At 55.4% G+C, this 12173-nt stretch carries 10 protein-coding genes and 2 pseudogenes; 6 read left to right on the plus strand and 6 right to left on the minus strand.

What is annotated here, in order from left to right:
- Positions 1 to 519: 519 nt before the first annotated feature.
- Positions 520 to 714: pseudogene (locus tag ACF8AM_RS13375) on the minus strand (phage integrase N-terminal SAM-like domain-containing protein); the annotation flags it as partial.
- 661 nt (positions 715 to 1375) lie between these two features.
- Here ACF8AM_RS13375 and ACF8AM_RS13380 point away from each other — a divergent pair.
- The gene (locus ACF8AM_RS13380) at positions 1376 to 1630 is read left to right on the plus strand and encodes a hypothetical protein (protein WP_392556109.1); all 255 of its coding nucleotides are present in this window, start codon (positions 1376 to 1378) and stop codon (positions 1628 to 1630) included.
- A gap of 507 nt (positions 1631 to 2137) precedes the next feature.
- Here ACF8AM_RS13380 and ACF8AM_RS13385 read toward each other — a convergent pair.
- The 5 genes from ACF8AM_RS13385 to ACF8AM_RS13405 form a co-directional block, all read right to left on the minus strand.
- The gene (locus tag ACF8AM_RS13385) at positions 2138 to 2608 is read right to left on the minus strand and encodes a PA2169 family four-helix-bundle protein (RefSeq protein ID WP_392556110.1); all 471 of its coding nucleotides are present in this window, start codon (positions 2606 to 2608) and stop codon (positions 2138 to 2140) included.
- Positions 2609 to 2773: 165 nt separating this feature from the next.
- On the minus strand, positions 2774 to 3634 hold the full coding sequence (locus ACF8AM_RS13390; RefSeq protein ID WP_392556111.1) for a glycosyltransferase family 2 protein: 861 nt from the start codon (positions 3632 to 3634) through the stop codon (positions 2774 to 2776).
- On the minus strand, positions 3631 to 4749 hold the full coding sequence (locus ACF8AM_RS13395; RefSeq protein ID WP_392556112.1) for a glycosyl transferase family 28 protein: 1119 nt from the start codon (positions 4747 to 4749) through the stop codon (positions 3631 to 3633). The genes ACF8AM_RS13390 and ACF8AM_RS13395 overlap by 4 nt, the downstream gene beginning before the upstream one ends.
- Positions 4746 to 5831: a glycosyltransferase family 4 protein gene (locus ACF8AM_RS13400; protein ID WP_392556113.1), complete on the minus strand. Its 1086-nt coding sequence runs from the start codon at positions 5829 to 5831 to the stop codon at positions 4746 to 4748. The genes ACF8AM_RS13395 and ACF8AM_RS13400 overlap by 4 nt, the downstream gene beginning before the upstream one ends.
- A 270-nt stretch (positions 5832 to 6101) precedes the next feature.
- Complete coding sequence (locus ACF8AM_RS13405) at positions 6102 to 6413, minus strand: hypothetical protein (protein ID WP_392556114.1); 312 nt, start codon at positions 6411 to 6413, stop codon at positions 6102 to 6104.
- On the opposite strand from ACF8AM_RS13405, the gene ACF8AM_RS13410 reads away from it, so the two are divergent.
- The 5 genes and pseudogenes from ACF8AM_RS13410 to ACF8AM_RS13430 form a co-directional block, all read left to right on the plus strand.
- Positions 6412 to 7860 carry an MATE family efflux transporter gene (locus tag ACF8AM_RS13410; protein WP_392556115.1) on the plus strand — a complete coding sequence of 483 codons (1449 nt, stop codon included), beginning with the start codon at positions 6412 to 6414 and terminating at the stop codon, positions 7858 to 7860. The genes ACF8AM_RS13405 and ACF8AM_RS13410 overlap by 2 nt on opposite strands.
- A 675-nt stretch (positions 7861 to 8535) precedes the next feature.
- Complete coding sequence (locus tag ACF8AM_RS13415) at positions 8536 to 8904, plus strand: heavy-metal-associated domain-containing protein (RefSeq protein WP_392556116.1); 369 nt, start codon at positions 8536 to 8538, stop codon at positions 8902 to 8904.
- Between the two features lie 55 nt (positions 8905 to 8959).
- Positions 8960 to 10114 (plus strand): ABC transporter permease, encoded by a 1155-nt coding sequence (locus ACF8AM_RS13420; protein ID WP_392556117.1) that lies wholly within the window; start codon positions 8960 to 8962, stop codon positions 10112 to 10114.
- 29 nt (positions 10115 to 10143) lie between these two features.
- Positions 10144 to 10665, plus strand: a complete 522-nt coding sequence (locus tag ACF8AM_RS13425; RefSeq protein WP_392556118.1) for a hypothetical protein — start codon at positions 10144 to 10146, stop codon at positions 10663 to 10665.
- A gap of 2 nt (positions 10666 to 10667) precedes the next feature.
- A pseudogene (locus ACF8AM_RS13430) lies at positions 10668 to 12032 on the plus strand (HlyD family secretion protein); the annotation flags it as partial.
- Positions 12033 to 12173: the final 141 nt, after the last annotated feature.

Raw genomic sequence — 12173 nt, forward strand, 5'->3', positions numbered from 1 at the left:
AGCCCCGAGGTCTTTACGTGGCTTCCAGCAGTTAGCATCGGACTTGTTTCACTCTTACTTCGTAATTCGAAAGCTTGGATAAGCGTCCTGTGCGTCCGCGATTCCAACGCTTCTTTTCTGGTCATGTTGCTTCTGGGTCAACGGAATATCGGTGACATCTCTTTTTCGTGAATTCCCACTCTATGTAATTCCGATCCCCGCAATTTTGGCCTCGGTCGCGCTGGTGGTTGCAAACTGCTGGCTGTTGCTCCGCCGCACAACGATTTAGGATTTGGGGTCAGCGAGGTACGAGCCTGAACCTCAATCCTTGTTCAAGGCGAGTCGCTTTGCGGTGGGGACACTCCGGCGATGGTTCCCTCGTGGTTTTGTCCGCTGCGGCGTGCTCTGGCGGAGGGCTTCGTGCGAGGTTCGGTTTGGCGCGGTGGTTTGGGCAGCCGCTCTGGAAACGAAGAACGGTGTTTTGAATCGGGCAAGGGCGTTGATCGGCTGTTGGAATCGTGTGCCGGGATGCTTTTCAGGTCAGGTGATTGCGACGGGCGCGCAGGGGCAACCGAGTTGTAGTTGGTGTCTTCGCAGCAAGACATACTGCCGGACCTGTGCTTCGGAGAGTTTTTCCGGGGAGCAAGCGAAGTGTTCAGCCAAGTGGGCGATGGCATTGCGGTAGCAGGCGATGGTGCTCGGTTGCTTTCCGCTGAGCAGCAAGTCTTCTCGAAACCGTTTGGCGAGGTCAGAGTGAAAGCGAGTGAGCGTGGTTTTTTTTTGAAGTCATCGTCGAGTTCCTGACGAGGGAGTGAAGTGAAAGACAGGGGACACCATAATCACCGAAGCAGGCTCCACCCTGAACCCGCCGCAACGCGGCTCACTGGAACATTGTGTTTGCGCAGGGGATGGGCGGTCAAATGGTTGGTGTTGACACGGATGATGCGTCGTTGGTTTCTGTTCTTTCCTACGCCCCAACGGGGCCGCTCTAAGATAGCCCCAGGCATCGCCTTTTGAAGTTGCGCTTTAGAGTGAGGCATTGTTTTTTTATATCCCGACGCGTCAGCGAGGCGAAGTCAACATCGTTTTTCCCTCGCTGACGCTTCGGGTTATGAGAAAGCTGACGCTTCGGGTTTTGAGAAAAGCGCAACTTCAAAAGCATCGCCTGGGGTTTCGTTGCGGACATTCCGGCACAAGTCCCAATGGGGCGGCCCTAAGAAAGACTCCCCCAAACCCGCTAGGATCGCCCCCGTTGGGGCTTTGTAATTTTGGTCCCGCCATAACCCAGGGCGTTGCCCGGGGCTGGCACGGGGCGGCCCCGTTGGGGTGAAGTCGAGGAACAAAACCTGCGCAGTCCAAAGCGGTATCAATACCAGTCTTTTGACTGGCACACGCCATGACTTTGGGGCTGCTTCTCTACTCTCGTTCTTCTGATTTCCGCGTTTGCGAATTGGCGTTCCGCGAAACGGGCATGGACAGTCCTGCTGTTGCTGTCGTTTGTGTCTGCAGCGTGGGTCATTTCCCCCTGGCCACTCATTTCCTGGGTGGGAACACCGCATTTTGGGACCTTTTCATGGTTGATTTCACAACAGTTGGCTTGTTCACCGGCGGTGGTGCATTGCTCGCCGCGTGCATCGACACCTTGCTGTGAAGTGTCGTGCCGCACAAGGTGAATGTTCCGCTGGATTCTGCGACCCGAGCCCTCTGTTTGGAGGCGCGGGCTGACTTTGATGCGACTTCAAACAGTTCTTCCATCGTACGCTTGGTTTCAGGGGAGTGCCCTCAGAGCATTCCATTGGTCGAACGACAGAAATCGTGTTTCCACGCTTTGTTTGATGCGAGTTGCCGTCGGCAAGCGACAGCGTCAGCGGCGGACATGCAATGCCTTTCTCGCGACTCCCTTTCGGGATCAAGAAAGAGAACAGCCGGACGAAAGTTACCTCTACACCGCGACGTCAGTCCCTACCATCTCGCATCTCAGGTCTCCTCTCCACATGGCTTGCGTGGTCTTGCCTGTAGATTCCCGGCTACCTGGTTGCAAATGAAACTCCAGAGAATGAAACAGTGCGGCGTTTCGTTGGCGCAAACAAAAAGCCATGTCATTGGACATGGCTTTCGCTGTTCGGTTTGGAAACTGAGATAGTTTCGGCAACTGTGTTCAGCTGGCTTTGTAAGCATCACGAAGATCGCGAATTTTGTCGTGGCCGGCTTTGACCTTGGCGTATTGTGCGGTCAGTACATCGTTCATGGCACTGCCGGCGGTGTCCTTCAAGACATCTTCGTAGGCTTCCTTGATATGATCTTCGCCGCGTTCCGCTTCGATCAAGATGACCGTTGCGTCGCCGCCGTTCAACTTGCCTCGGATGTTGATCCAGATGCGGTGCGTCTTCGCGGCAACACTGCCGTCGTCTTCCGCATCTTTGCCATTGAACTCGACGTACTGCTGCAGTTCGGCAGCCATCGCTGAGCGTTCGTCACCAATGTTGCGGAACAGTGTTGAGAGACGCTCGTCCTTCAACTCTTCGGCGGATTCGTGGAACCCGTTGTACGAATCGATGTTGGCACGGATCAGCTTCTGAAGCTTCTCGAGGGTGGTTTCGTTCAAATCGATTTTTGTTTCAAGAGACATGTTTAATCCTTCAGTTTGCTGTAGTTGATAGATTCATCAAACGGTTGTTCGATGGGAGGAAGAGGTCGCAACTACCGTGCCAGAACTCGGGGCCACTTGTTGAGTTCGAATACTCGAAGCGTGTCTGCGTCGGCGATTGGTTTGATCCCGCCTCGACCGATCGGCTCAAAAGCCCGCTGGGGTAAGAGACGTCGCCTCTTCGATCTCTGAGTCGGATGGTAAGCGTTGGATGGCGATTGAATTCGCGTCTTTGTCAAAGGCGATGAGGTCACGATCTACAAAGGCGTTGAGCCAGGACTCCATCGGCCACACGCCCCACTTGCGGTGAAACCGTTCAGCATTTTCAACGATTGGTTTGAGATGGTTCAATGGTGGCTTGCAAACCGAGTGGTGCTGGTGATAGGCAATGGCGTTAACGAATCCAAATGTCACGCCGGCTTTTCGTGCAGAGAACGCGAAGTCGGTGTCCTCGCCACCGTAGCCATCGAATGAATCGTCGAAGCCTCCGATTTGTTGGAAGGAAGACAGGCTGATTGCAAAGCAAAGCGACCAAAACATCTCGTACTGATCGGATGCTTTTCTTTCTTGCTCGCCAAGTCGCGGTTGCAATGGATGATCAACCGCAATCTGTTCGAGTTGATCCATTTGCCAGTCACCGTCGACTGCGTCTGCGGGAAGGTAACGAGGATATCCCATCCACAATCGGTCTTCGGTACGAAGTGCTTTCGTCATGTTTCCGATCATGTCGGGCGAAGGCACGCAATCAACGTCCAAGAATACCAATCCCTCGGTTGTGCTAAGCGAAGCCGCATGGTTGCGAGCTTGAGCCAGTGGAAGCGGTTCGGTTGGATGATGGACGCTGGAAGTTCGAATCGGAAAGCGATCGCTATCGGGAAGTGAAACTTCCTGATTCATGCCAACAACAATCCATTCGTGCGGCAAGATCTCTGATTGCAACAATCCTTTCAGTTGATTCTCAAGATGTGCCTGACGTCCGCGTACGATGGTGAGAACACTGATTTTCATAGCGTCAACAACTCCCGAGACATTCTGGCTTCGTGAGACCAATGAGCGACTTCAGTGATGTGTTTCGCGGCCTGTTCAGCTCCGTCGTGTTCGAACACATTTCGCCAAGGCGATGGATCCAACGACATCGCTTCGTCAATCAGCGTTGGCCATTGGCTTGGAGCGGGCCAAGCGGTCAATCCGATCGCCAATCGTTCACGGCCGAGGACCTTCGCTTTGCGAATTTGCTCCTCGAACGGGCGATCTTCCGCGATGGCGATGAACCGGCATTGAACATGGCCGAGTTCCATCACGCAGTTGTGACCGGCAGACGTTACGACCACACTGGCGTTAGCGATCCATTGGTTGGGCAAATTTTGCCATCCGGCAAAGAACAGGTTTGCAGGTGTCCTTCCAGAGTTCGAATCATCGTCCTTTCCCAGAACGACCCAGTCAGCATGCGAAACCAAAGTCGCCGCGTCTCGCAAGTGTTGGTGGACGTCGCCCGTGCCTCCCCGACCGAACATCACAACGATCGTTGGTCGCTCCCGTTTCGACTTGGTTCGTTGCGTTTGGTTTGAGGATTCGATTGTTTGCTGGCGGCAAAACCCATCCAGATAAATCGTTTTGTCTCGCACAAAGTCGGGCGTGATGTCATCTTCCATTGACTCCGGAAATGGAGCAAGCAGTGAATGGGCGGCTTCGTAAGCGGCCAAGTGGGCTGGGTCGTCGCGACGGCCATGTTGCCGCATCACAATCTGCGGAATCGATGCCAAACGCGTGAGCATTGATATCTCTGCGGAGACATCGACCACCATCACGTCCGGTCGTGTTTTGTCCAGCCAGCGTGTGTACTGGGCAACGCGTCTCGTGATTGAGTCGGTCCATAGCGGTGCGTGGTGCAACGCGGAAACCTCTTGTGCATGCTGCATTCCTCGCACGGGCACGTCGTCGTTGTCGCAGTCGATTCCGATGACGTTTGTCAATGTGGGGCCGCTCCAATCCAACTGGTGTAGACGGCTGGTGATCACGGTCGCAGGAATGGAGAGCTGTTGTAGAATCGCCTCTGTGCGATGCTTGTGTCCCATTCCATGATAGTGAGTATAAAAACCCACTCGAGGCTGGTGATCGCTCACGCGGCAACCTCCGTTGGAATGGTCCAATCCGTTTGACTCTGGAAGAGCCTCTCGTATTGATCGATCATACGGTCAAACGAGTAGTGTTCCTGGGCGACACGTCGACAGATCTCGCCAGGTAGAGTCATGCAGCCATGGATTGCATGCGCGAGTTCTCGAACGCTGCCTGGTTTGGCGAGACGCCCGGTGGAGGCGCCGATCAGTTCGGGCAATGCTCCGCGACTGAACGCCGCGACGGGTGTCCCGCATGCGAGCGACTCGGCAACGACCAACCCGAAGGGTTCGTCCCAACAAGGCGTGACCAGCGTGACCGCAGAACGGCTGATCAAAGCATCGAGCTCATCGTGGGTTCGGTGACCATGGTAAGCATCGCATGAACGCAACAAAGGCATGACTTCGGTATCAAAGTAATTTTGATCCGAGATTGGACCGACAACATCCAATGGAATACCGGCACGGTGAGCGGCCCGCAGAGCCAAGTGAGTTCCTTTGTCTGGCAGGATGCGCCCGAACCAAATGGCACGACGCTGCTTCTGTTCTTGGCGGAGTCCCCAGCAGGCTGTGTCGACGCCATTGTGAACGACCGTTTGTTCGGGCAACAAATGCTTCCAAGCACCCGCGTTGGCACCCGAGATGTTGACAAATTGCCCACAACCGTGGTGCCCGCGTGTTTCGATCTCCGCTGCCATGCGAGGAAGAACAGGTGCATGGACCGTCGTGATCAGTCGTGTGGGCAATAGGTGAGAGAACCGCAAAGGAATAGGGCTGAGGGAATGGTTGTGGATCACGTCAAAGCCACCGTCGCTGAGTTCCAGCATCAGCGATGCGTAGGCCTCGTCCTCAACGCTTTCGATCCAATCATGACAGACGCGACCGAGACGCACTTTCGATTCGGGGATCGTTGCGTTAGGAAGAACACTCGTGACCGGCAGGGATGGATCCGAATCACCAGCAGCAAAAAGAGTCACGTCGTGACCTCGAGTCACCAAGGCGGACGTGTAGGCATGAGTGAACGCCTCCAGTCCTCCTGCAAACGGTTTGGCGATGGGGAATTTCAAGTGACCTATAATGCCGATCTTCATGGCGAGTTGCTCCCCAGCCGATGGGTTTGTAAATGACGATTGATGTTCCAATCATCCGTGATGTTGTTGTGAATCCTTCGGGCTCGGCTTACGCAACGGTCGTGCCAATTGGTGACGCCAATGGAACAAGAAGACCAAATCAATGACGTCGAGTTGCCACCACCGGGATTCGTTCCGCGATTGGCGAGTCGGCTCCTGAATTGATCATTTGGCGATCAGACTGATTGATGAACGTGACCAGTGAGACCAACATTTGGCTGAGTCGCTGGCCTACTTTTGCGCTGGTTGAGGCTTGCTTTGGTTTGATTCGACGATGAGGAATGCTACTGGTGGACATGGTGATTCCTGTGAAAGTGCGTCACTTTTGCTGAGATGGAATGATGGCACGAGTTTCGCTTGCGGATCTCGCGTTCTCCTATGGACGGGGCGTTGATGCTCCGCAATCAACAGCACTGCATCTTTTGAGCCAGCACCAGAAAGGTTTCTTTCCAGTTCTGGTCGTTGGCGAATCAAGCTTGCTGATTGAAAATGACCTCCGAGAATTTCAATCGCATTTTTCGGCTCCTTTCCAACGGAATTCATGTCAGAGTTCACTCGTCGTTCCGAATCCGATGCATATGGCTATCGGGCGATGGTGGCGGTTGCGGTTCCACTGGCAGCCACAGTTGGTTGTTTCTCGCTCACGCTCTTCACCGATCGAACGCTTTTGATGTGGTACGGTCCGACGTCATCGGCGGCATCGATGGCCGCCGGCAACTTGTACTGGGCGATCGCATGCATTCCCGTTACCGCAATGGGATTCATCACCCCACTTGCTGCCATGGCTTTCGGGAAGAAACGTGGCCGGGGGGCGGTGGCATTGAGGGTGTGGTCGCTGCTTTGGCAATGCGTGTGGTTCACACTTGCTTGCGTGCCAGCGTTCGCTTTGATCGGTTGGCTGAGTCCCAGTTTGTTCGAAGCGTTTGGACATGACACCGACCTAGCGGAGCAGGAGGCTCGCTATTTTCGAACGTTGCTATGGGTGGCTCCCGCGTCCATGTTGGAAGCCGGTCTGACTGCGTTCTTTGTCAGCAGACGAGTGACTCGTCCAATTTTACGGACCAACATCGCTTCGTCAGGACTGAACGTTGTTCTGGACTACTGGTTGATCTTCGGCGGAATTGGATTGCCAGCGATGGGAGTGTTTGGTGCGGCCCTGGCCACCACGATCGCGATGTGGTTCAAGGTGGCTGTCTTTGCAATGATGTTGCTGCGACTCCATTCGTTTGGGCGTCATCTCGGGATGGCATGGCGACCGAATGTTCGGGTGATGGCGGAGATCATTGGCCCTGGATCTGCGATCGGATTGCAGCAATTGATCCGCTCGGGGTTGTTCAGCTTCATTCTTTTGGTCATTGGTGCGGCATCAGTCACTGGTTTGGCGGCGACCTCCGCCGCGCTCACCCTGTACCAGTTGCTGTCGATTCCCGCGATCGGTTTGGGGACCGCGGTCACGGTGGTCACCGGGCAGGCATTGGCGGCCAAAGGGATTGGCTTCGCGTCAGAAACCATTCACCGAGGGATAAGGCTGGGGTTGGCCGTGGCGTTGTCACTAGCGGCGGTGTTGGCTGCGTTCCCGGAGACGCTTCTTCAGATCCCGCTGGGCGGTGTCGCTGACCAAGAACGAACCACGATCGAACCGCTCGCGGTTCGGTTGATGGGGTACGCTGCCGTTTATGTTTTGGTGGACGTTGCGAGCCTGGTCCTCGCGGCGGCCGCCAAGGGAATTGGCAAGTCTTTTGTGATACTGGTCTCAACCGCCGTGCCTGGATTTTTGGTGGTGACGGGCGGTTGGTGGCTTACCCACCATGGCTTGTTGGGTGGGGGGACAATGGCGAGCGAGCAGCAGGTCGTCACGTTCTGGTGGTCGACTCTGGTTCTGTGGTCCGCCGCCCAAGCCACCATCCTGGCGGGGAGTTTGTTCTGGATGTTGAAGCAGTCGTTGGAGACATCGCTCGCTTTTGTCGATTCAGCTTGCCATCAGAAATGACCGTTGGTAAGGTGGGATGTATGAGATCACCGCTCCTCCTCGTTCTGCTGGTCGTCAATTTGTTGACGTGCCCCATGCGTTGTTTTTCGTGTCCAACGGAAGCAGCGTGTGAGAAAGGTGCTGCGTCCGCTAGTTGCGTCTGCTGCCACCGTGTTGATGCGGAGCTGCCCTCTTCGCCCTCTGGTGTCCTCCCAGGGCAAGACGAGAGTTCGCCTTGTGGGGCGGACTGCAGTTGCAACGGTTGCCTTTGCGATGGTGCCGTCATCGAGGACGATACTGAGCTGCCGGATTTCCATTCGGTGACCCAATGGGTTGCACACGCAGGTGTGAAGAAGCTCTTCTCATCCGTTTTGGACGTGAACCGTCCATTGCATCCCGGCTCGCATTTCCGAGCGAACCTTTCTGGCCGCCAGGTGCGTGTTGCGCACCAATCTTGGCTGATTTGATGATCGACCACCGGAATGGAGTGGCGGAACGCTGCTGAAGCGTTGCTGCAATTCCATCCGCGGATTGTTCGAAGTCGTACAAACGCAACCGTCATGCGTGAACGCTGTGTGCGTTCGATCGATGGTGTTTGAATCTGTTTGGCAATGCGCCTGTTCTTCACGCTGTTACTCGTGACGGAGTTGGCATGCGCCAATTTGGAATCCCTTTTTTAACATGGAAGAAGTGAAAATGATGTTGAGTTCGAAACGTAACGGAATGGGTTGGGTCGCCTTGGCCACGGTTGCCTTCGCCTTGCTCGCTCCATCCACCGCCTCGGCGAATCCTGTCTCGGCGCAAAAGTCGGCATCCAACCAGATTGTGATGACCGTCGGTGAGATGTGTGGCGGATGCGTCAAACGAATCACTGCTCGGTTTGATTCGGTGGATGCTGTCACCAAAGTCGTTTGCAGTATCGAGAAAAAGTCAGTGACATTAGTCCCCAAGGACGGCGTGAAGCTCAGTCCGAAGGGGATCTGGGAGATCATGGAAAGCATCGGCAAGACGCCGAAGAAAATGATCACTCCGGATGGCACGTTCACATCCAAACCAAAGCGTTGAACATGAGGTCGACCTTTTGTTTCGTTGTCCAATCGATACACCGGGGTGATCGCTGATGCTGTTACCGTGGGAATACGGCGTCCGCAACCTGGCCCGGCGGCCGGTACGCACCGCATTGACCTTGGTGGCTCTGGCCACCGTGGTGATGCTGGTGTTTGTGGTCGTTGGGTTCATCCGTGGACTCGAGCAATCGCTCGCGGTCAGCGGGGATGACGACGTGGTGTTGGTGTATTCGGTGAACTCGGAAGAGAACATCGAGAACTCCTCAATTGCCGCCCGGACTCCTTCGTTGTTGGCGGCCAGCCTCGGTGGCACGATGAAACGCTTCGGCGTGAACCATGTCTCACCGGAACTGTATCTCGGCACTCGAGTCACCACTGAATCGGGACTGGGCGGACTTGGTTTGGTTCGGGGCGTGGAAACGTCAGCACCGCTGGTACGTCGTTCGGTTCAGTTGGTCGAGGGAACGTGGCCAACGGAAGGCGAAGTGATGGTCGGTCAATTGGTTGCCACCAAGCTTGGACGTGAATCAAGTGCATTGCAAATCGGCAGGCAACTCGAGTTTGAGGGACGCAAGTGGACGATCAGTGGCCGGTTTGCGTCGGGCGGGTCGGCATATGAATCTGAAATCTGGTGTCCCTTGGGTGACTTTCAAACCGCGACCAAACGTCAAGACCTGAGTTTGGTCGCGATTCGATTGCAGCCCAATCGTTCAGCAGCGGAGGTTCAGTTGTTTTGCAAAGAACGACTAGATTTAGAACTGCGAGCGATTCGCGAAACGGAATACTACGCCTCGCTGCAACAGCACTACAAACCCGTCCGAGTGTTGGCGTGGTTTGTGGTGGTGCTGGTTTCCGGTGCGGGTGTGTTTGCCGGTTTGAACATGATGTATGGATCCGTTGCCGGACGGATTCGAGAAATCGCAACGTTGCAAGCCATCGGATATCGAAGGCTTGCGATTTTGCTAAGCGTCGTCCAAGAGGGCGTCTTGTTGGCCGCCGCCGGATCATTGTTGTCGGGGGTGGTTGCGCTGCTGCTGCTCAATGGCATGGCGGTTCGATTCACGATGGGGGCTTTCACATTGCGGATCGACAGCGTTGCAATCTTGATCGGTTGCGGCGTGGGATTTTTGTTGGGTGTCCTTGGTTCGTTGCCACCGGCACTGAAAGCGCTGCGAGAAGAAGTCGCAACGGGACTGAAAGCCGTTTGACTCGTTAACCCTTTTGATAGAGAAGTACCATGAAACGTTTTGAACATCTTGTGATGGCTGGAGCCATTGCCCTCATTTCTGGTTGCGGCGGTGCGGAAGTCGCGGACCAAGCTCCATCCACATCTTCAGCTGCGGATTCGGCCTACCTGGCCAGTTCCGAACCTGCCAACGCGATGCCCGTCGGAGAGGCTCGTGCAAAGGCTTCCGATGGGGAAGAGCTGACATTGGTCGGTTTGATCGGTGGCTCCACGGAGCCGTTCGTTGACGGATTGGCTGCTTTCACGGTCGTTGACCCTGAGATTCCGCACTGCAGCACAGAGGAAGGTTGCCCCACGCCATGGGATTATTGCTGCACTCAGGATCAGGTCAAAGACAACATTGCAACAGTGAAAGTCGTTGACGAGTCAGGATCGCCGGTTTCCCAAACCGCGAGTGACCTGTTGGATGTCCATGAACTGTCGACGGTCGTTGTGCAGGGCGTTGCCAGACGCGACGATCAAGGCAACTTGACCGTGGAAGCCAACGACATCTTCGTACGTTCGAGCAAGTAACCATGGCTGACGCTCCGCTGGATCTTGGTCAACTGGCCATCGATCGTACGCCAACGCAAAGCACTCCGTCGCCGGCGTCTCGTCGTCGACGATGGATCAGTCGTTATGTGTTTCCGATTGGGATCCTGGTCGGTTTTGCAGCATTGCTCGCGGTCGCGGCCGGTCGTCACTGGATGCCACGGCAAAGTGTTACCGTGATCCCAGTGATCGCAAAACGTGCAGACGTTGTTCAAGCGGGGCAAACGTTGTTTCAATCACCCGGATGGATCGAACCGCGACCGACTGCGATCAGCGTCGCGGCGTTGGCCCCGGGGGTGATCGAATCGTTGTTGGTGGTCGAGGGACAGCCGGTGAAACGCGGTGAACCGGTCGCGCGGTTGATCGCGATCGACGCGGAACTGAACGTCCAGCAGGCAAAGAACACCGTTGCGATCCGGCAAGGTGAACTGCAACGCGCCGAGGCGGAATGGAATGCTGCGTTGGTTCGGTTTGAAAATCCCGTGCACTTGGAGGTTGAGCTCGCCGATGCGCAGAGCATGTTGGCGAGGGCGGAAACGGAACTCGCGAAACTGCCGTTTTTGATCGAAGCAGCGGAGGCGAGCGTCGAGTACGCGCGGAACAACATGCAAGGCAAACGATCTGCGGAAGGAGCGATCTCTGGACGAATCGTTGCCCGCGCGGAAAGTGACCACGCAGCTGAATTGGCCAAGTTGCAAGAATTGCAGAGACGCCAACCGAATTTGCAACGCGAGGTCGATGCTTTGAATAAGAAAGTTCGGGCGTTGGAGAAACAACTGAGCTTGTTGGTCGAGGAGACGCGGCAGGTCGAGGAAGCCAAAGCCAAGGTCGCTTCATCAAAAGCGCTTTGGGAAGAAGCGAAATTGCAACTGAAAGAAGCGTAATTGGCTTTGGAACGTAATATCGTCATGGCGCCAATGGAGGGTCGAATTCTGCGTTTGATTGCTTCGCCGGGAACCCGAGTTTCGGGGATGGCGTCCTCCACCGGACACAGTGCCAGCACGGTCGTCGAAATGTACGATCCTCAACGCCTGCAAGTCCGCGCGGATGTGCGGTTAGAAGACGTGCCAATGGTTCGACAAGGACAGCCGGTGGAAATCGAAACCGCATCCTCGTCATTGGTCATCCAAGGGCGTGTGCTGCAAGCCACCAGTGCAGCGAATGTTCAAAAGAACACATTGGAAGTGAAGGTCGAATTGATCGATCCCCCTTCCACTGTCAGCCCCGAGATGTTGGTCACGGCAACCTTCCTGTCACCTGCGACCGAGTCCGACATCAACGCAGCGAAAGACAAGCAGCGATTGTTTGTTCCCGAATCGTTGATTCAATCCGGCGATTCTGGCTCTTTCGATCAAGCCTCCGCCCAACCACTCGCAACCAGCTAGGCCCCCCAGTCGCTCTCCTCTGTCTCCATCCAACCCTGTAACCGACTGAGCCCCTCAGTCCACCGCCCCTGTCTCCACCCACCACTCGTAACCGACTGAGGCCCT

The organism is Rhodopirellula sp. JB055, assembly GCF_043100905.1.
Classification (GTDB): Bacteria; Planctomycetota; Planctomycetia; order Pirellulales; family Pirellulaceae; genus Rhodopirellula.

Coding starts and splice junctions, on each gene's coding strand:
- ACF8AM_RS13405 (WP_392556114.1), bottom strand. CDS start 6,413: ATGAATTCCGTTGGAAAGGAGCCGAAAAATGCGATTGAAATTCTCGGA.
- ACF8AM_RS13410 (WP_392556115.1), top strand. CDS start 6,412: ATGTCAGAGTTCACTCGTCGTTCCGAATCCGATGCATATGGCTATCGG.
- ACF8AM_RS13420 (WP_392556117.1), top strand. CDS start 8,960: ATGCTGTTACCGTGGGAATACGGCGTCCGCAACCTGGCCCGGCGGCCG.
- ACF8AM_RS13415 (WP_392556116.1), top strand. CDS start 8,536: ATGATGTTGAGTTCGAAACGTAACGGAATGGGTTGGGTCGCCTTGGCC.
- ACF8AM_RS13385 (WP_392556110.1), bottom strand. CDS start 2,608: ATGTCTCTTGAAACAAAAATCGATTTGAACGAAACCACCCTCGAGAAG.
- ACF8AM_RS13400 (WP_392556113.1), bottom strand. CDS start 5,831: ATGAAGATCGGCATTATAGGTCACTTGAAATTCCCCATCGCCAAACCG.
- ACF8AM_RS13380 (WP_392556109.1), top strand. CDS start 1,376: ATGACTTTGGGGCTGCTTCTCTACTCTCGTTCTTCTGATTTCCGCGTT.
- ACF8AM_RS13425 (WP_392556118.1), top strand. CDS start 10,144: ATGAAACGTTTTGAACATCTTGTGATGGCTGGAGCCATTGCCCTCATT.
- ACF8AM_RS13390 (WP_392556111.1), bottom strand. CDS start 3,634: ATGAAAATCAGTGTTCTCACCATCGTACGCGGACGTCAGGCACATCTT.